Raw genomic sequence first — 20,812 nt, 5'->3', positions numbered from 1 at the left:
ATTTTCAACTTCTAACTTCTAACTTCTAACTTCTAACTTTGAAAAATGAAAGGAATTATATTAGCAGGAGGTTCTGGCACACGTTTACACCCGTTAACATTAGCAGTAAGTAAACAGTTAATGCCAATTTATGATAAACCAATGATTTACTATCCATTATCAACATTGATGTGGGCAGGAATCAACGAGATTTTAATTATTTCAACACCGCATGATTTACCCTTATTCCAAAAACTTTTAGGAGATGGAAAAACTTTAGGTTGTAAATTTGAATATGCGGTACAAGAAGATCCAAACGGATTAGCAGAAGCATTTATTATTGGAAAAGATTTTATTGGACAAGATAAAGTAGCGCTAGTTTTAGGAGATAATATTTTTTATGGGACGGGCTTAGCTGAGTTACTTCAGGCTAACAATAATCCAGAAGGAGGAATTATTTATGCTTATCACGTTCACGACCCAGAGCGTTATGGCGTGGTTGATTTTGATGCCGAAGGAAATGTACTTTCTATAGAAGAAAAACCATTAGAACCTAAATCAAATTATGCCGTTCCTGGTATTTATTTTTATGACAATTCTATTGTAGAAATAGCAGCTAATATTAAACCAAGTCCTCGTGGCGAATTAGAAATTACAGACGTAAATAAAGAATATTTAAAGCAAGGAAAATTAAAAGTAAGCATATTAGATAGAGGAACCGCTTGGTTAGATACGGGTACATTTCAATCATTAATGCAAGCTGGACAATTTGTGCAAGTTATTGAAGAACGCCAAGGATTAAAAATTGGAGCTATTGAAGAAGCAGCATATAAAATGGGATTTATCAATGCTTTACAATTGCAAAAATTAGCAGAACCGCTTTTAAAAAGTGGCTATGGTACACATTTAATGAGTTTGATTAAAGAATAAGCATGAATTTTATTACAACAAAATTAAAAGGATGTTTTATCCTAGAACCCAAAGTAATTATTGATGAACGTGGCTATTTTATGGAAAGTTTTAACCAAAAAACTTTTCAAGAAGGAGTGGGTCAAGAAGTTTGCTTTGTACAAGATAATCAATCGTTTTCAACTAAAGGTGTTTTACGTGGTTTACACTATCAATGTGGTGAACATGCTCAAGCAAAATTAGTTCGTGTTTTACAGGGAGAAGTACTAGATGTTGCGGTAGATATACGCCCAGAATCAGAAACATATGGTCAATATGAAGCCATTTTATTATCGGCAGAAAATCAAAAACAATTTTTTGTACCTAGAGGTTTTGCCCATGGATTTTTAGTGTTATCTGAAACAGCTACTTTCTTTTATAAATGTGATAATTTTTATAATAAAGAATCTGAAGGAGGCCTAATGTATAACGATAATACCGTTAATATCGATTGGAATTTTCCTGTTCAAGATTTAATTATTTCTGATAAAGATAAAGTATTACCTAATTTACAAAATGCTAAAAAAGTATGGTAGTACTTGTAACAGGAGCAAATGGGCAGTTAGGACAAGCTATTCAATCTATTTCTGGAAAATATCCTGAAATAGATTTTGTGTTTTGTTCTTCTTCTGAATTAGACATTACTAATTTAGAAAATTGTCAAGCTGTTTTTTCAACCTATCAACCACATTTTTGTATCAATGCAGCTGCTTACACAGCGGTTGACAAAGCAGAAAGCGAACCAGCAAAAGCTTTTAACATCAACGCAAACGGAGCAGAAAACTTAGCAATTACATCAAAACAACACAATACGATACTAATTCATATTTCTACTGATTTTGTTTTTGATGCTTATTTCTCAGAAGGAGTTGCCTATTATGACCGAGAATTTAGATTACCATTAAAAAGTAATATAGGACTTAGTGAAACCGATATCCCTTTTCCAAGTGGGGTTTATGGTTTAACAAAATTACAAGGTGAACAAGCAATTCAGGCAATTTGGGAAAAACATTTTATTATTAGAACTTCTTGGGTATATTCTCAATTTGGCAATAATTTTATGAAAACCATGCTACGATTGGCCTCTGAAAGAGATAGTCTTTCTGTTGTTGCAGACCAAATAGGAACACCAACAAATGCGGTTGATTTAGCGGAGGTTTTGTTAAAAATCATCCAATCACCCAACACTCATCGCCCTTCATCTTTTGGAATTTATAACTTCAGCAATGAAGGACAATGTTCATGGTACGATTTTGCAAAAGAAATATTTTCGCAAAGTAATATTACTATTGATTTAAAATCAATTCCAACAACCGCCTATCCAACACCTGCAAAACGACCTGCGTATAGTGTGTTAGATAAATCGAAATTAAAAGAAATATTTAATATTGAAATTAAAGATTGGCAAACTAGTTTAAATTCATGTTTAAATTAATTATAGGGTTATGAAGAAAGAAATCATTATTTTTTGTTTTTCATTCTTTATTTCTTTTTCTCAGGAAAAAGCAGCTACCTATTTAGATGTTCAACTTTTTAGAGGAAATGTTTATAAACATACAGATGATATTGGACATTTAATAAAAGGCCATCCAGATGGATTTATGCTAAGTTATAATTGGAAAACATTTGGCAAAAAAGAATGGCAGCAAGTTTATAATTATCCCGAATACGGAATTTCATATCATTATTTAGACTTCAAAAATCGTTACTTAGGAGTTAATCAAGCCATTGGTGTACATTATAATTTTTATTTTTTTAATCGCCAATTGATGCTTCGAATTTCCCAAGGAATCGGAATGACTTCAAATCCTTACGATAAGGAAAACAATAACAAAAACAATGCTTTTGGCACTAAAATAATGGATAATAACTATTTTTTATTGCAATATAAAAAGGAAAATATTTTTGATAAAATTGGATTTCAAGCAGGTTTTATGTTAACACATTTTTCTAATGGTAGGTTTAAAGCGCCGAATAGCGGTATAAACACCTTTGCCTTTAATGTGGGTTTAAACTATAATTTTGCAGATAAACAAGAATTTATTAAAGATTCTTTACCATCTAAAGAAACATACAAAGAAAAAATAAAATATAATATTGCTTTTAGAACGGGTATTTCAGAAGGACCAGTTCCGAATTTAGGACAACGACAGTTTTATCATATTGGTTTATATGCCGATAAAAGAATTGGCAGAAAAAGCGCCTTACAGCTTGGAACGGATGTTTTTTTCTCACGCTATTTGCAAGATTATATTAAATTTGTTTCAGTGGCTTTTGAACCTACACACGATTCTTATACTAAAGCGGATACTGATTATAAAAGAGTTGGATTATTTATAGGACACGAATTATTCATCAATAAATTTTTAATAGAAACTCAATTAGGTTATTATGTGTACAAACCATTTAATTACGAAACAGACATATACCAAAGAGTTGGAGTAAAATATTATATTTACAAAAATATTTTCTCAGGAGTTGGTTTAAAAACCCACGGAGGAAGAGCTGAGGCCATTGAAGCGACAATTGGAATACGATTATAATATGAAAAAAAGTGTTTTACATATTGCTCTTTTGTGTTGTCTATTTTTAGCAACTGCTTGTGGTATTTCAGAAGATTGTTTTAAAGGAAACGGCAATAGAATTACTCAAAGTTTCCCAATAGATAATTTCACCAAAATAAAAGTCTATGACGGTGTTGGGTTGGTCATAAAAGAAGGCCCAAACTATGAAGTTAATATAGCAACATCAGATAATATTATTGATGATATAGAAGTAAGATTAAACGGAGATATGCTTGTAGTTAAAGACAATTCTACATGTAATATTGCACGGGATTATGGACAAACAACGGTTTATGTAACAGCTCCCAATTTAGAAGAAATTTACTCTAAAACAGACCAAGACATTCGAAGTGATGGGATTTTACATTATAATTTACTAAGATTGTATTCTATAGGAGATGATGGCGACGGAGCTGGAACAGGAGATTTTTATATTACGATAGAAAATAATGGACAATTAGTAATTGAAAGTAATAATGTTTCTAATTTTTATATAAATGGCCATTGTAATGAAATGTTATTAAATTTTTATTTTGGAGATGGTCGTTTTTATGGTAAAGATTTACATTCTCAATTCATAAAAGTGTATCATAGAGGTTCAAATGATATGATTGTATATCCAGTTCAAAAGATAGAAGGAACTATCTTTGCCACAGGAAATATTATTTTAGAAAATGTACCGCCATTTGTTAATGTGGAAGAGGTTTATACAGGAAGAGTAATTTATTAGAAATGAATCAAAATAAAAATATTTATTGTTTAACTCCTATTTATAATGATTGGGATAGCTTTGCTGTATTGATTCAGGAAATTAGTAATCACAAACAAGATTTAAAGCAGTATAATTTTTTTGTAGTAGCAGTGAATGATGGTTCTACCGAAGATTTACCTAAAGATTTTGATTACAAGAATATACCTGTAACGGTATTAAATTTAAAAATCAACATTGGACATCAAAGAGCTATTGCTGTTGGGTTGCAATACATTTATAATGAAGTTTCTGATTATGATTTTGTTGTGGTTATGGATAGTGATGGAGAAGACAAGCCACAAGATATTAAGGAATTAATCAATAAGGCACAACAAGAAAAAGAAAAGAAAATCATCTTTGCTCAACGAAAAAAGCGTCAAGAATCTACTTTTTTTAAAGTAGGTTATTTTTTCTATAAGTATTTGTTTTATTTTTTAACAGGACAAAAAATAAGCTTTGGAAATTTTAGTGTTATCCCAAGTAAATTACTTTCAAAAGTAGTCCATCAAAATAATATTTGGAATCATTACTCTGGAGGGATTATCCAATCTAAAATTCCTTTTGAAAAAGTATTACTTGATAGAGGTAAACGATACAAAGGGGTTTCTAAAATGAATTTTAATAGTTTAATTATTCACGGTTTGAGTTCCATTGCTGTTTATTTTGATTTTTTATCATTAAGAATTTTAAGATATTCATTGTATGGCATAGGAATTTGTTTTGTTTCAGTTTTATTCATTCTATATCAAAAAATTTTTACAGATAATGCCATTCCTGGCTGGGCCTCAAGCCTAATATTGATAATATCAGGAATTATTTTACAATTATTTTCCGTTACCCTTATAGTGTTATTATTGCAATTAAGTTCAAGAAAAAACATAAGCGCACCTAATTCAAAAATATATAAAAATTTTATCAAAAATGAAGAAAATTTTAACAAAAATTAGAGAAAACAAGCTTTTAACAATAGTAATTGTAGTAGGAGCAATTTTAAGATTTTATAATTTAGATTTTCAAAGTGTTTGGCTTGATGAAATTCATACATTAAACGAGGCAAATCCAAATTTAACATTTATTGAAGTATATGAAAGTGTATTTCAAGGAGAGCAAATGCCGCCATTATACTTTTATATAATATATGTATTATTTAAAGTTTTTGGTTATGTACCAATTGTGATGCGAATTTTTTCTGCCATTATAGGAGTATTTAGCATTTATGGAATTTATCTATTAGGAAGAGAAATGTATTCAAAAAAGGCAGGAATAATTGCTGCACTTTTACTTTGTATAAATTATTTTCATATATTACATTCACAGGAAGGTAGACCTTATGCTTTTTTTGCCTTATTTACAATTTTATCTTTTTATTGGTTAATTAGATTATTGAAAGATTTTTCAAAAAGAACAATAATATATTATAGTCTTTTTACAGCATTAATGCTTTATGGACATTATTTTGGCTTGTTTACCTTTTTTTCACAATATATAATTATTCTATTTATATTTTTAATATCTAATAAGAATGAGCGAATTCAGTTATTTAAGCAAACGTTTTTTTCTTCTCTAATTGTCTTAATTTTATTTTTACCAGCCCTTCCACGTTTATTTAGTATTTCTAAAATTACTGATTTTTGGATTCCTAAACCAACAAATGAAACGATTACATTGATATTTAAAGAGTTTTTTGGATATTCAGAAATACTGGTTTCATTGATAACTATTTCCGTTATATGGTATTTTATTAGTTTATATAACAGAACTACTAAAATATCATTTACTAAAAAAGATTTAATGAATGATAGGATTACATTTAGCTTTATTACTTTACTTATATGGTTTACAATAGTAATAATATCTCCTTTGATACGTTCTTATTTATCAGTACCGATGTTATTAACGCGTTATTTTATAACATTATTACCAGCGATTATATTGCTAATAGCAATAGGTATTGCATCACTTAAAAATAAAGTGATTGCATATTCATTTTGTTTGGTATTATTTTTATTTAGTATTGTTGATTTAGTAGTTGTAAAACAGTTTTATACTACTATTTATAAATCTCAATTTAGGGAAGTAACAAATTTTATCAAAGAAAAAAACAAAACTAATAGGCCTGTTGTTAGTAGCATAGGAGTTTATATGCCTTATTTTTTTAGTGAAAAAACAGAGATTATAAATAAAAATTTAGATGAATTTGTTACAGAAATGCAAGCCGATTCATCTAAAATTAGAGAATTTTGGTATGTAGATGGTCATGGTAAAGATTATACAACGAATGAAAAAACATTAGATTTTTTAACTAAGAATTTTTATGTGGAAGATAATTTTGATCAAGTTAGCGCATGGACAAAACATTTTGTTTCTGTAAAGAAATTTTCATCAAAAGTAGATTTATCAAAATACACAAAAATAAATGAAATTAATGGTAACGAAATTACAAGTAATATTGAATTTTTCGAGAATAATGCTGGAAAATTAAAAATGACAGGTTGGGCAATATTTGAAAACCAACCTAGTATCACAACAAAGACAGAAATTATCCTGATAGATTTAAAAACCAAAGTTGCTTCAAAAATGAGAACTCAAAAAGTTTTTAGACCAGATATAACAATTGCTTTTAAAAACGAATATGATTTAGAAAGCGCTGGTTTTAGTGCAGAAATTTCACTTTCAGATTTAAAACCAGGAACATATAAATTAGCATTATTACTGATTGATATTACAACAAATAAAGAAGGGTTAAAACTTACAGATAGAGAAATAGTGATAAATTAAAAACCGAATTATTAAGTATCTAAACAATAAATTTAATTTATATATTTGCAAAAAAAAAATTTAAAAATCAAAAATTATGAATAAATGTATTTTTTTCCTTGGATTGTTACTAGTTTTTGTATCATGTAAAGATGAGGTTAAGGAACCAATAGATAAACCAGAAGCTGTAAAGGAGTCTTTCGAAGTTGCCTTAGATGCTGTAATTAAGAAAGATGATAGTTTACAGATTTTTTATTGTGAAAATGGCGAAATAAACTACGATGGAGTAAAAACGGTTTGGGCAAAAGTAAAAGGAAGTGAAACTTTACAAACAGTTAAGTTTAAGTTTCCTGAAGATGCCGTACCTACAAAAATGAGACTAGATATAAGTACAAATAAAGATCAGTCGCCAATTGAATTTAAAAAGTTTTCAATGAAATATTATGACAAAGCATATGAAATCAAAGACACAATGTTTTTTCAATATTTTATACCAAGCCATCAAATAGAGTGGAATAGAAAACAAGCAATTGCAACATTTAAAGTAAAAGATGGAGAGTTTTTTGACCCTCAATTTGGGAGTAGAACAAGTATTGAAGAAGAGCTTACGAAGATGTTTAACTAGTTAAAATAATAACTTTCTAGTTATTGTTTTTTACAATATGAAAAAAAAAATTGCTATTGCATTTATAACAGCATCTAACCCTTTAGATAAAAAATCGTGGTCAGGCATTTATTATCAAATGCACAATGGGTTAGCTAATAATATTGAAAAAGTGGAATGTATTGGACCCATTCCACTTTTTTTTATTAAAGCTATGGCTGTTACAAATAGGATAACTAAGTTTTTTTTTGGAAAAGGATATAATTATAAAAACTCAATTGTTTTAAGCTTCATTCACTCAAAGTTCATCCAATTTAAATTGCGAGGGAAAAAGTTTGATTATATTTTTGCGCCAGCTGCTTCAACCGAAGTTGCTTTTTTAAAAACAAATATTCCAATAATATATTGTTCTGATTCTTCTTTTGGACAATTAAATGAGTATTACGATACATATTCAAATCTTTTCGATTTTTCTGTAAATGAATCAAACCTAATAGAACAAAAAGGAATCCAAAAAGCAAAATTTTTAACATACCCTTCAATTTGGGCAAAATCTTATGTTGAACAAAACTATATTAATAAAGCTACAACAAAAGTTATTCCGTTTGGCGCTAATATTAATCAAGAATATATTTATTTTGAACCAAAAACAATTTCTAAAGCAGAAGAGATTAATCTATTATTTTTAGGTGTTGATTGGTATAGAAAAGGAGGAGAAATAGTTTATGACTCATTTTTACAGCTTATTGAAAAAGGATATAATGTTTCACTAACAGTATGTGGATGTATACCTCCAATAGTTCACAATAAAATGGAGATAATCCCGTTTTTAGATAAGAACAAAAATGAGGATTTAATTCGATTAACCACTTTGTTTTCTGCGGCTCATTTTTTGTTTTTACCGAGTAAAGCAGAGTGTTTTGGTATCGTTTTTTGTGAAGCAAGTGCTTTTGGAATACCAAGTATTACAAGAAACACCGGCGGAATAGGTAATGCAGTAATAAACGGTGTAAACGGATATTGTTTAGATGAAAAATCAAACTCGGACGCTTACACATTACAATTACAAAACTTAATTGAAAATGAAGAAGAGTATAAGAAATTAAGTTTATCTTCGAGAAAATTATACGAAGACGAATTAAATTGGGACCACTGGGCAAAAGAGGTTATTGCTATGTTAGAAACAAAATAATATGAATTACGCAAATAAGCAACAAGGGTATTATGGTAATGTAAGACACGATCTAATTGATTTCTTTGGAGAAGTTAATAATTTGAAAGTGTTAGAAATTGGAGCCGCATATGGCGAAACATTATATTATTTAAAAGAGCAAAAAAAAGCCTCTGAAGTTATTGGTGTTGAGCTATTTAAAGATGAAAAAAACTTAGATAAATATAAAAAAATTGATAAATTATATTTTGGCAATATAAATGACATAGATCTTTCAATTTATAAAAATTATTTTGATCTTATCATTTTAGCTGATGTAATTGAACATATAGATGAGCCATTATCAACTCTTGAAAAAGCTAAATCTTTATTAAAACAGAACGGTGTTCTTTTGATTAGCTTACCAAATATTAGACATTATTCAGCTTTTGTTAAAATATTTATAAAAGGTAGTTTTAAATACGAAGACAACGGAATTTTTGATTACACACATGTTAGATTTTATTGTAAAAAAGACATGATTGAATTGGCAAATAAGGCTAATTTAAACGTATTAAAATCGGAAGGTTCAATATCAAATTATAAAGGAAAGTCTCTTGTGAAATACATCAATAAATTAACTTTTGGTTTTTTTGAAGAATTTTTTTCTGTTCAAAATTATTTTATATTCGGAAAATAAATAATAAATATTCTTTGATTTAAAAATTAGAGGTTATAATGTATGCGATTAATTGAGAATTTATGGTTGCTGATTAAAAAGCAAATATTCAAACCAGGAGGAAGTGTCTTTTTGTTCAAATTTTTTGGAATGTTCTTGAATTTTATAGTTACTCTTATAATAACAAATATTTTCGGGGGCTTTTCATATGGATTATTTTCTCTTTCACTAACAATTAATCAATTGTTGGTAATGTGTTTTTCACTTGGAATACCTTCTGCATTCATAGCTTTTACAGGGTCTTTTGATTCGCCTACTCAAAATAAAGGTTTGCTAATTAAGGCCATTAAGTTGTCTTTTTTTACAACAATAGTTCCTTGTGTATTATTGTTTTTATTATCACAGGACATTGCAGAAATGTATGGTAAAATTAATTTAGAGCTGTTTTTAAAATCGGTTTTTCTTTTTTTCTTTTTTTCAATTATTCATGAAATAAACATTAATTATTTTTTATCTATAAAGAGTTTTTTAAAATACGGTTTATTTTATTTTGTTTTTCCTAATTTGTTTTTTTTATTACTTCTATTACTATTCAAATATTTAAATTATGAACAACATTATATAATGATTGCCTATAATTTGTCAATTGTATTAAATGTTATTTTGGCGCTTTTCCTTATTTTTAGAAAAGGTAAATACGAAGTTGTTCAAATTAAATCTCGTAAAATTTTAAACAAATCTTTACCAATGATGATTAGTGGGTTTTTTATTATGCTACTAAGTTGGACAGATATATTAATCATGGGTAAGTATGAAACGGAAGAGAATATTGGTATATATAATGCGGCTTTTAAAGTAGGTACTTTAGCCCTTTTTGTTATAAATGCAACAGGCGTAATAATACTTTCAGATATTTCAAAACATTATAACGACAAGAATTTCTTAAGACTAAAGAAAATAATAAATAAAACTACACAAATAACCATTTTATTAACACTTCCGATTGTACTATTTATCTTTTTCTTTGGAAAAGAAATGTTATCTTTATTTGGTAATGATTTTAAAAAAGGATATTTAGCTTTAATAATAATTGCTACTGGAGCCTTTTTTAATTCAATCACCGGAAATGTGGATCAAATACTGAATATGACAGGAAATGAACAAAAGGTAATTAGAGTTATGTTTGTTGGGTTTGTTTTAAACATACTATTAAACTTTATGCTTATTCCTAATTATGGTTATGTAGGAGCAGCCTTTGCAAGTTTTGTAGTAAATATTGTTGTAAACACTATATTTGTTATTGTAATAAGAAAAAAATTAGGATTTTACACATTCATATAAACTCAAATGGAATTATCTATAATAATTGTAAATTATAACGGTCAATTATTTTTAAAGAATTGTTTTGAAAGTATAAAGAATTGTTTAAAAAATGTAGCTTATGAAATAATAATCATTGATAATAATTCCTCCGATGATAGTTGTAATTTTATAAAAGAAAATTTCAAAAATGTTATTTTAATTGAATCAAAAATCAATTTAGGCTTTGGTAAAGGAAATAATGAAGCTGTAAAAAGAGCATCAGGTAAACATTTATTATTATTAAATAACGATACCATATTGTTGAATGATTTATCACCAATTCTGTCATTTATTAATAAAGAAAAAAACATTGGAGCAATTGGTATAAACATGTTAAATTCAAATAAAAATTACATACAAGCTGCAGGTAATTTTCCTAATTTTTTTAATTTATTTTGGATGAAATTAGCATTTAATATTAATTCAGATTTTAAGACTGGCAATTTCAAACAAGATTTTTATAATGTTGATTGGCTAACAGGATCTTTCCTTTTTATACCTAAATTTGTTTATGATGAAGTTGGAGGTTTTGATGAGGATTATTTTTTGTATGTAGAAGATGTAGATTTGTGTAAGAGAATAGCTAATAAAGGATACAAAAGAGTGTTTTTTTCTAGATTAAATTATATTCATTTTGTAGGTTTTAATAAAAACAAAAACCCACTTTTAATAAATGGATATAAAATTTATATAAAAAAACAATCATCGGGTATTCATAAATTATTTAATATTTTTGCATTATATATAAACAGTATTGTAAAAAAAATAAAGTAAATGAAAATAAACAGAACAACATTTTATAGTAGTATATTTTCTTTTCTTTTGCTGTCTCAAGTTTATTTACCTTCTTTTAAATTGAATATTGCATTTCAATTATTGGCATTATTATATTTTATTAGCACCCAAAAAGTAGTAATTTCATACAGTTATATAAAATTATTGTCTCCATTACTAATATTACTACTATTTCCAATTTTTATAGGTGTTGTACAAGGAAACTCAATAGCAAACATTATTAAAGATTTATCCTATTTTTTAAAACCAACATTAGGACTAATTTTAGGATATATTATTTTTAAGAAAATTAACAATATTGAGGTTTTTGTAAAAACAGTTGTATTTTCAGGCTTAATATCAGCGCTTATACACTTTGTTATATTGATTTTTTTTACAAATTTAATGTCTGGAGAAGTTTCTCAAATAAGAGAATATGGAAAAGATAATTTTCTAGAACTTTTTTCTTTATTTGTTCTTTTAACACATTCAAAATTTACAAAAGATAAGTTATTTAGCAAAAAAGCACATTATTTTTATTTGATTTTATTATCATTTTCATGTTTAATGTATTTATCTAGAACAATGCTAATTGTTGGAATTATACTTTATCTTTCAATAAAAGGATACACCTTAATTAGGTATCGTTCTATAAAAATAATAGCAATTATAATTTCAATTGTACTTTTGTTTTATGTTTATTTGTTTTCTGTTAAGATAGATCGAAATGCAAAAGGTTTTGAAGGCTTTTTGTATAAAATGAAAATTGCGCCATCAGAAATTTTTCTATCTAAAATAGATAGAGAAAATCATAAAGACCTTTGGGATCATTGGAGAGGTTATGAAGCAAATAGGGCTTTTGCATTAATGAAACAATCTCCTTCAAGTTATTTAGTTGGAACAGGATTTGGCTCCCTTATAGATTTAAAATTTAATTCTCCGCTAGGTGATCAAAAAAAAGGATTAAGATATATTTCTGAAATTCATAATGGTTATGTGTTTGTACTTTATAAAACAGGAATTATTGGATTGTTATTACTTTTAATTTTTTTAATCAATTTATATTTAAAAGGGTATCATAGAAAAAATTTTATATTCATTATGATTTCTAGTATTTCAGTAACATATTTTTTTACAACTTTAACAATTACTGGAATATTCAATAAGCGAGATATAATAATACTTTTACTTGGAGCTTTTTTATATTATGGCACAAAAAATGAGCAAATTGTTCAAGCAGATGAAAGCAAATAAACCAATTAAAATATTTGTAGATTGCCATAAATTTGATGAAGACTATCAAGGAATAACATCATATATAAAAGGGCTTTATAATGAACTAAGTAAAGACGAAAATTTTCATTTTTATTTTGCTTCATCAAATAGTATTTCTTTAAAAAAAGTATTTGGAGAAGCATCAAACATAACCTATTTAGACTATTTTTCTAATAATAAGTGGATAAGGCTTTTAATAGATATTCCGTTAAAAATTCTAAAATATAAAATTGATTTTGCTCATTTTCAATATGTAGTTTCGCCTTTTAAATTTTGCAAATACATCGTTACTATCCATGATGTTCTTTTTTTAGATTATCCTCAATATTTCGACAAAAAGTATCGTTTTAAAAACAATTTTTTATTTAAAATTTCTGCAAAAATGTCAGAAATTGTTTTAACGGTATCGGAATATTCAAAGCAAAGAATTGCATTTTATTATAATTTATCAAGTAAAATATTTGTTGTGCCAAATGGTATTAATAGTGAATATTTACAAGAATTCAATAAAGAGAAAAGTAAAATATACATAAAAGAAAAATATGGTGTAGAAAACTTTTTTTTATTGGTAAGCAGAATTGAACCAAGAAAAAATCATTTATTATTACTTAAGACATTTTACGAAGAAAAATTTTATCTTAATTATAGTCTATTATTTATAGGAAAAAGAGATTTATATTATAAAGAATTTGAAGTTTATCTAGAAAATATTCCAGAAGAGGTAAGAAAAAAAATTTATATTTTAGAAAACATTGATAATTCAAATATTATTGAATTTTACAGAGCTGCAGTTTTATTTATTTATCCCTCATTTGCTGAAGGTTTTGGAATTCCTCCTATAGAATCAATAGCGGTTAATACGCCTACATTGTGTTCAAATTCAACGGCAATGTCAGATTTTGATTTTTTAAACAATTTTTTATTTGACCCAAAAGACAATAATGAACTTACAGATAAAATTAAATTAGCACTTAAGGAAAATCAGGTATATAGTCAGAGAGAAAAAATGATATCAAAATACAATTGGACAAATAATTCTGTAAAATTTTTAGAAGCGGTGTATTCAAAAACTTAATGTTCTTATTACATTTGCCTTTGATAAAAAAAGCTAAATGAAAATTGGAATTTTAGGAACTCGAGGCATCCCTAATCATTATGGTGGTTTTGAGCAATTTGCAGAATATTTTGCAATTTATGCCGCAAGCCATGGACATGATGTGTATGTTTATAATTCTCATAATCATCCTTGTCAGGAAAAAGTTTTTAATAATGTTCATCTAGTTCATTGTTTCGATCCAGAGTATAAAATAGGCACAGTTGGTCAATTTATTTATGATTTAAACTGTATAATAGACGCTAGAAAAAGAAATTTTGACATCATTCTTCAATTAGGATATACCAGCAGTTCGGTTTGGTATTCACTTCATCCCCAAAAATCAATTGTTATTACAAATATGGATGGTTTGGAATGGAAACGAACTAAATATTCAAAAACTGTGCAAAAAGCACTTCAATTTGCTGAACGTTTAGCGGTTAAAAAAAGTGATTATTTAATATCAGATTCCTTAGGTATTCAAAAATATTTAAAAGAAAAACACAACGCAGAAAGCAGTTATATTGCTTATGGTGCTCATAATTTTACCAAACCTAATTCAGAAATATTAAAACTATATAATGTTGAAGCCGAAAATTTCAATATGATTATGGCTCGATTTGAGCCCGAAAATAATATTGAAATGGTATTGGAAGGTGTAAGTAAATCAAGTTCAAATACTCCAATTTTAGTCATAGGAAATCACAACACTAAATATGGCATATATTTAAAAGAAAAATTTTCTAACTATGAAAATATAAGATTTTTAGGCGCGGTATATAATTTAGAACATTTAGATAATTTACGATATTATTCAAATCTATATTTTCACGGTCATACAGTTGGAGGAACCAATCCTTCTTTATTAGAAGCAATGGCATCAAAAGCGCTAATAATTGCCCACAATAACGAATTTAACAAAGGTGTATTACTAGAAAATGCCTATTATTTTTCATCACCAGAAGAGGTTAAAAAAATCTCAAATTCAATCAAAAAAAGTAATAACTTGCAATTCGTAGAAAATAACTATGCCGCAATAGCTTCAACTTTTAATTGGGAGAAAATAAATGAAGAATATTTACAGCTTTTTAAACAATGTTTGGAGAGAAATTTTAGAAGAAAGTAAGCAAAATAAAGCTTTTATTCCTTTATTGTTATTATTGATTACTTTGCCTATTTCGATGGCGATTAATAATTTTTTATTAGGTGTTTTTTTTATTTCTGCTTTTTTTCTTATTGGTAAAAATAAGGTAAAATTTTCCTTAACATATTTTTTGCCAATTTTATTATTTGCATGGATGACCATTTCATTTTTTTGGTCTATTGATGCAAAAAGAACTTTAAATGCTATCCCAAAGGAGTTACCATTACTTCTTGTTCCATTAGCATTTTTTTTAATACCATCTTTTACAAAAGTTCAAAAAGAAAAAATATTGAAATATTATAGCTATAGTATCTTACTATATGTAATTTTCTTTCTATTAAGAGCCTCTATTCGTTTTTATATTACTAGCGATTCAAGCGTGTTTTTTTATCATGGTCCAGATAATGAAACAGATACAGGATTAGTGCCTAGGTTGTTAAATGCCATTCATGTTTCTGTTTATGTTGCGATTGCTTTTTTTTATTTTTTCAATAAAGAAATTAAAACAAAAGGTGAGCACTTTGTAAGTTTATTATTATTTGTATTTGTAATTTTACTTTCATCAAAAAATATTATTATTGTTTTTGTATTCTTGATTTTAACTCAGGTTTTCTTTTATTCAAAAATTGCTAATCGTTTAAGATTAAGGAATATTACTTTATTATTGTTAATATTAGGAGGGATTTTGTCTTTTGGAAAAATAAAAGAACGTTTTTTAATTGAATTTACTAGCAATACAGAAAAAAGTTTATCACACAATATAAAAGTTAATAACGAAGTAGGTGTTAACAATATTAGTGTTTATGAAGCATGGAATAATGAATCATTTACTCACAACGATTTTTTCCCAGGAACATCTTTTAGAGTATATCAATTTAGGATGTTTACAGAATTTTTATTTGAAGAACCTATATTTTGGAATGGATTTGGATTAAATGCGTCCTTAAGTAAGTTACAACAAAAAGAAAAATTTTATAACTTATATCCTGGTTACGGAAATTTTAATTTTCATAATCAATATGTACAAGTTTTCGCAGAACTAGGAATAATTGGATTTGTGATATTATTATTTATGTTGTTTTTAAATATAAAAAATGCTCTTAAATATAAAGATTTTCTTCATATTACTTTTGCAATTCTAATGATAAGCTTATTTTTGACAGAGTCTTTCTTGTGGAGACAGCGAGGCGTATTGTTTTTTATGATTTTTTATTGTCTACTTAACACTATGAATCAATCTATAATTGAAAAAAAATAAAATGAAAAGAATATTAATTACAGGCGCTGCAGGTTTTTTAGGCTCTCACCTTTGCGATAGATTTATCAAAGAAGGCTATTTTGTTATTGGAATGGACAATCTGATAACAGGAGATTTAAAAAACATTGAACATCTTTTTAAAGATAAAAATTTTGAGTTTTATCATCATGATATTACAAAATTTGTTCATGTTCCTGGAAAATTAGATTACATATTGCATTTTGCTTCACCAGCAAGTCCGATAGATTATTTAAAAATTCCGATTCAAACTCTAAAAGTGGGTTCACTAGGGACTCATAATTTATTAGGTTTAGCTCGTGTTAAAGGTGCTAGAATACTAATTGCCTCTACTTCAGAAGTGTATGGAGATCCATTAGTTCACCCTCAAACAGAAGAATACTACGGAAATGTTAATACTATTGGTCCTCGTGGTGTTTATGATGAGGCTAAGCGTTTTCAAGAATCTATCACCATGGCATACCACACTTTTCATGGGGTTGAAACCAGAATAGTTCGTATTTTTAATACTTACGGACCAAGAATGCGATTAAATGATGGTCGTGTTATCCCAGCTTTTATTGGGCAAGCACTTCGCGGAGAAGATTTAACTATTTTTGGAGACGGTAGTCAAACCCGTTCTTTTTGTTATGTAGACGATCAAGTTGAAGGAATTTTTAGATTATTACATTCTGATTATCATTTACCTGTGAATATTGGAAATCCAGATGAAATCACCATTAAAGATTTTGCTGAAGAAATTATAAAACTTACAGGAACTAATCAAAAAGTGGTTTACCATCCTTTGCCAGTAAATGATCCAATGCAAAGACAACCAGATATCACAAAAGCAAAAGAAATTTTAGGTTGGGAGGCAAAAGTTTCAAGATCGGAGGGAATGAAAATTACTTATGAGTATTTTAAAACACTTTCATCAGAAGAATTATTAAAAGAAGAACACAAAGATTTCACAAATTACATTCATTAATTGAAGAATAAAACCGGCAGATACTCAATTTATATAAGACCCACCATAATATTTTTAGATTTATTAATTGTAAATCTATTAGTATTATTGTGTATGAGACCTGCTATGAGTAATTTTGGTTATCATACTATTTTAACTTTGTTTTGGTTAGTTATTTCATATTATTCGGGATATTATGAAGTATTTCGATATAGTAAAGGAATTGAAATATTTGGAAAGTTATTAAAACAATTTTTCTATATTAGTTTAATAACATTTGCTTATGTAGGTTATAAATACAAATATGTTACTACAGATGAGGTTGGATTTTATATTCTTTCGTCATTTATTTTAGTTGGATTATTAAAGTTTTCAATTTTTATTTTACTTAAAAAGTATCGTATTTTATATGGTGGAAATTATAGAAATGTTATAATTGTAGGAAGTGGAAAAAATGTAGATGAATTAAGAAATTTTTTTACACAAAATCCTGATTATGGCTACAATCTTATTAAAATTTTTGATTTAAAAGGAAATAAGAAAGAGGCATTAATAGATTGTAGTAATTATGTAATTGAACATAAAATTGATGAAATTTATGCATCAATTAGTACTCTTAACAATAGAGAAATTAATAATTTAATACAATTTGCAGATAATAATTTAAAAACTATAAAATTTTTACCAGACAATAAGAACACTTTTTTTAGAAATTTAGCCGTAGAATATTATGAATATATACCTATCATTTCATTAAGAACAATTCCATTAGATAAGGAGGTAAATAAGCGTTTAAAGCGTTTTTTCGACATTTTTTTCTCATTATTAATCATTATCTGTTTGCTCTCATGGTTAACACCTTTTATTTCGATTATAATTTTAATTGAATCTAAAGGACCTATTTTTTTTAAGCAAAAAAGAAATGGTTTAAATTATGCAGAGTTCTATTGTTATAAATTTCGTTCAATGCATTTGAATCCAATAGCAGATCTTGAACAAGTACAAAAAAATGACCCTAGAATTACTAAAGTTGGAAAATTTATACGAAAAACAAGTATTGATGAATTACCTCAATTTTTTAATGTTTTATTAGGTGATATGTCAGTTGTGGGGCCTAGACCACATATGGTGAGTCATACAGAAATGTATGCAAAAAGTGTAGATAAATTCATGGTAAGACATTTTATAAAACCAGGAATCAGTGGTTTAGCCCAAATAAATGGTTTTAGAGGTGAAGTTGAAACGGAAAAAGATATTATTAATAGAGTAAAATATGATATTTTCTATTTAGAAAACTGGTCATTATTATTAGATATAAAGATTATTTTTATTACTGTTGTAAATGCAATTAAGGGTGAAAAAAAAGCGTACTAATGATTTCTTTAGTTTCTATAATTACCCCATCTTATAACTCTGCAAAATTTATTGCTGAAACAATACAATCAGTACAAAATCAAACCCATCAAAATTGGGAAATGATTATTGTAGATGACGCTTCTTCAGATGAAACGGAAAATATTGTTTTATCTATAATGCAAAACGATAGCCGAATACAATTTCATAAACTCAGTCAAAATTCAGGACCAGCTGTGGCTAGAAATACAGCTATTGAAAAGGCTTCTGGAGATTTTATGACTTTCATTGACGCAGATGATATTTGGTTTCCAACCTTCATCGAAAACAATATTAAAACCATTCAAGAGACCGCTATTCCCTTTGTGTTTTCATCTTATAGAAGAGCCAATGAACAATTAGAATTTGTGTATTCTGATTTTATAGTGCCACAAAAAGTTTCGTATACCGACATTTTAAAATCCAATTCAATTAGTTGTTTGACAGCTTTTGTTGATATAAAAAAGTTAGGTAAAAAATACATGCCCCTCATCCGAAAACGTCAAGATATGGGATTGTGGCTAAACTATTTAAAAGTAATTCCCTTTGCATACGGAATCCAAGAAACACAAGCTATTTATAGAATTAGAGAAAATTCGCTTTCTAGAAAAAAAACGGATTTAATTAAATACCAATGGCAATTTTATACAGAAGTTGAAAAATTGAATGTTTTCCAATCAGCTTATTACATGTTGCATTGGATGTATCGTGGTTTTATGAAATATAGAAATTAAATCATCGACTGAAATTGCTTCAATTTTCCTCTTTTTGTGCGTTCTAATACTTCTTTTCGATTGTAAGCGAAATGCAATCCAGGTTCTAAATATTTAGCAATTGCTTTTTCAATTTCTTGAATTTGTTCCAATGATAATTCCACAGAACTCACATAGTCAATTTCAAAACTATCCAATTTGGTTTGGCGCACAATAAATTCTTTTACGTTTCCATCGTCTTCAATAATACTTTTGGTTACGTAGTAAAAGGTTAATCCTGGTGATTTTTTTCCACTTGGTAAAAGTGCCACATCACTACTTCTCCCAATTATTTTTTTCAAAATAGGTTTTTTCAACGTACTTTTTTCATCCAAAATTCCAACATCGCCAATTTCATAACGAATAAACGGATGCGCTTTGTTATACAACGAAGTAATCACCACTTTCCCTTCTTTTCCATTAGAAATTGTTTGATTGTTTTCATCCAAAATTTCCACGAACAAGGTTTCCGAATTCACTTGCCATTCATTTTTTATATTCTGAAACGCAATTAAATCCAATTCTGAAGCACCATATTCATTCACAACCGGAATTCCTAAATGTTTTTCCAATAAAATTTTATCTTCCTCAAACAACATTTCTGAAGTTACCATGCAAACTTTCAACGTAGGACAAACATCGGTTAGAATAATATTTCGCGCTTGTAAGTATTTTCCAAAAAGCACAATCGAACTCGTGTAACCATTGATGTAATCAAATTTTTTGGTTTTAAAATGTTCTAAAACGCCGTCTAAAATTGTATCCGATAAATCAAAAATAGGAAAACGATATCTTTTGCTCAAAAAGTCTTTCAAACGTTCTTTTCTGTACCCAATAAAATCCAACGGAATACCATAAAACCGTGCTTGATAGGACGAATTAAAATCAACATCATACCAACCAAAACGATGAATTATGGAAGCCCAAGTAATCGCATGTGCTACTTTATCCTTAGCAAAAACAAACGGATCACCACTTGAGCCCGAAGTTTTGTTTACAAAAACGGTTTTTTCTGTGTAGCTTTTCGACAATCTATCTTTTAAAGGTTTTTGTAAATCTTTTTTGGTGAGAACGGGTAAATCTGTCCAATTGTCAAAGCTGTCTTTTTCAACTAAATTTTGATAAAATGGATTGTTTCTCAAATGAAATTCCACAATTTCTCGCTTTTTAGTTTCGAGATAATCGGGATAATCTACTTCCGAAATTTGTAGAATTTTTTCAAAATCAGCCTGAGCTTTCGCAATAGGAAAACCGCTTAATTTTAAAGAAAGATGAAACAAGTTGAACATTCGTTGGAATTTATCCAAAAGTAATAAATCCGAAAATAATCTTTCTTCTTTTTTCTTTTTTCTTTCTTCTTAAGAAA

20 protein-coding genes are annotated in these 20,812 nt (G+C 27.6%); 19 read left to right on the top strand and 1 reads right to left on the bottom strand.

Annotated elements, in window-relative coordinates; all coding sequences use genetic code 11:
- Positions 1 to 45 precede the first annotated feature (45 nt).
- From rfbA to RSE15_RS08430, 19 genes are all read left to right on the top strand, one after another.
- Positions 46 to 909: a glucose-1-phosphate thymidylyltransferase RfbA gene (gene rfbA, locus RSE15_RS08520; protein WP_324067527.1), complete on the top strand. Its 864-nt coding sequence runs from the start codon at positions 46 to 48 to the stop codon at positions 907 to 909.
- 2 nt (positions 910 to 911) lie between these two features.
- Complete coding sequence (gene rfbC / locus RSE15_RS08515) at positions 912 to 1,463, top strand: dTDP-4-dehydrorhamnose 3,5-epimerase (RefSeq protein WP_324067525.1); 552 nt, start codon at positions 912 to 914, stop codon at positions 1,461 to 1,463.
- A complete protein-coding gene (gene rfbD / locus RSE15_RS08510) occupies positions 1,457 to 2,362 on the top strand; it encodes a dTDP-4-dehydrorhamnose reductase (RefSeq protein ID WP_324067523.1) in 906 nt (301 codons plus the stop codon). Before rfbC ends, rfbD begins: the two co-directional genes overlap by 7 nt.
- 10 nt (positions 2,363 to 2,372) lie before the next feature.
- Positions 2,373 to 3,470, top strand: a complete 1,098-nt coding sequence (locus RSE15_RS08505) for an acyloxyacyl hydrolase (RefSeq protein WP_324067521.1) — start codon at positions 2,373 to 2,375, stop codon at positions 3,468 to 3,470.
- Position 3,471: 1 nt separating this feature from the next.
- The gene (locus tag RSE15_RS08500; RefSeq protein WP_324067519.1) at positions 3,472 to 4,221 is read left to right on the top strand and encodes a GIN domain-containing protein; all 750 of its coding nucleotides are present in this window, start codon (positions 3,472 to 3,474) and stop codon (positions 4,219 to 4,221) included.
- Positions 4,222 to 4,223: 2 nt separating this feature from the next.
- Positions 4,224 to 5,189, top strand: a complete 966-nt coding sequence (locus RSE15_RS08495; RefSeq protein WP_324067517.1) for a glycosyltransferase — start codon at positions 4,224 to 4,226, stop codon at positions 5,187 to 5,189.
- Positions 5,164 to 7,020, top strand: a complete 1,857-nt coding sequence (locus RSE15_RS08490) for a glycosyltransferase family 39 protein (protein ID WP_324067515.1) — start codon at positions 5,164 to 5,166, stop codon at positions 7,018 to 7,020. Before RSE15_RS08495 ends, RSE15_RS08490 begins: the two co-directional genes overlap by 26 nt.
- Positions 7,021 to 7,096: 76 nt before the next feature.
- Positions 7,097 to 7,624, top strand: a complete 528-nt coding sequence (locus RSE15_RS08485) for a hypothetical protein (RefSeq protein WP_324067513.1) — start codon at positions 7,097 to 7,099, stop codon at positions 7,622 to 7,624.
- A gap of 37 nt (positions 7,625 to 7,661) precedes the next feature.
- Positions 7,662 to 8,795, top strand: a complete 1,134-nt coding sequence (locus RSE15_RS08480) for a glycosyltransferase family 4 protein (RefSeq protein WP_324067511.1) — start codon at positions 7,662 to 7,664, stop codon at positions 8,793 to 8,795.
- Position 8,796: 1 nt separating this feature from the next.
- On the top strand, positions 8,797 to 9,453 hold the full coding sequence (locus tag RSE15_RS08475; RefSeq protein WP_324067509.1) for a class I SAM-dependent methyltransferase: 657 nt from the start codon (positions 8,797 to 8,799) through the stop codon (positions 9,451 to 9,453).
- A gap of 135 nt (positions 9,454 to 9,588) precedes the next feature.
- Complete coding sequence (locus RSE15_RS08470) at positions 9,589 to 10,773, top strand: MATE family efflux transporter (protein ID WP_324067507.1); 1,185 nt, start codon at positions 9,589 to 9,591, stop codon at positions 10,771 to 10,773.
- A 6-nt stretch (positions 10,774 to 10,779) separates the two neighbouring features.
- Positions 10,780 to 11,568 carry a glycosyltransferase family 2 protein gene (locus RSE15_RS08465; protein ID WP_324067504.1) on the top strand — a complete coding sequence of 263 codons (789 nt, stop codon included), beginning with the start codon at positions 10,780 to 10,782 and terminating at the stop codon, positions 11,566 to 11,568.
- A complete protein-coding gene (locus RSE15_RS08460) occupies positions 11,569 to 12,822 on the top strand; it encodes an O-antigen ligase family protein (RefSeq protein WP_324067502.1) in 1,254 nt (417 codons plus the stop codon).
- Positions 12,809 to 13,918, top strand: coding sequence for a glycosyltransferase family 4 protein (locus RSE15_RS08455; RefSeq protein WP_324067500.1), 1,110 nt, complete (start codon positions 12,809 to 12,811; stop codon positions 13,916 to 13,918). Before RSE15_RS08460 ends, RSE15_RS08455 begins: the two co-directional genes overlap by 14 nt.
- A gap of 37 nt (positions 13,919 to 13,955) precedes the next feature.
- Entirely contained in the window at positions 13,956 to 15,062 is a 1,107-nt protein-coding gene (locus RSE15_RS08450) for a DUF1972 domain-containing protein (protein ID WP_324067498.1), read from the top strand.
- Between the two features lie 55 nt (positions 15,063 to 15,117).
- Positions 15,118 to 16,338 (top strand): O-antigen ligase family protein, encoded by a 1,221-nt coding sequence (locus tag RSE15_RS08445; RefSeq protein WP_324067496.1) that lies wholly within the window; start codon positions 15,118 to 15,120, stop codon positions 16,336 to 16,338.
- A 1-nt stretch (position 16,339) separates the two neighbouring features.
- Entirely contained in the window at positions 16,340 to 17,323 is a 984-nt protein-coding gene (locus RSE15_RS08440) for a UDP-glucuronic acid decarboxylase family protein (RefSeq protein ID WP_324067493.1), read from the top strand.
- On the top strand, positions 17,324 to 18,676 hold the full coding sequence (locus tag RSE15_RS08435) for an exopolysaccharide biosynthesis polyprenyl glycosylphosphotransferase (RefSeq protein WP_324067491.1): 1,353 nt from the start codon (positions 17,324 to 17,326) through the stop codon (positions 18,674 to 18,676).
- Complete coding sequence (locus tag RSE15_RS08430; RefSeq protein ID WP_324067489.1) at positions 18,676 to 19,428, top strand: glycosyltransferase family 2 protein; 753 nt, start codon at positions 18,676 to 18,678, stop codon at positions 19,426 to 19,428. Before RSE15_RS08435 ends, RSE15_RS08430 begins: the two co-directional genes overlap by 1 nt.
- Here RSE15_RS08430 and RSE15_RS08425 read toward each other — a convergent pair.
- Entirely contained in the window at positions 19,425 to 20,735 is a 1,311-nt protein-coding gene (locus tag RSE15_RS08425) for a phenylacetate--CoA ligase family protein (protein WP_324067487.1), read from the bottom strand. The genes RSE15_RS08430 and RSE15_RS08425 overlap by 4 nt on opposite strands.
- Positions 20,736 to 20,812: the final 77 nt, after the last annotated feature.

It is taken from the genome of Flavobacterium sp., assembly GCF_035195345.1.
Classification (GTDB): Bacteria; Bacteroidota; Bacteroidia; order Flavobacteriales; family Flavobacteriaceae; genus Flavobacterium.
The sequence above is the reverse complement of the archived record's forward strand: the minus strand, read 5'-3'. Positions and strand labels throughout refer to the sequence as shown.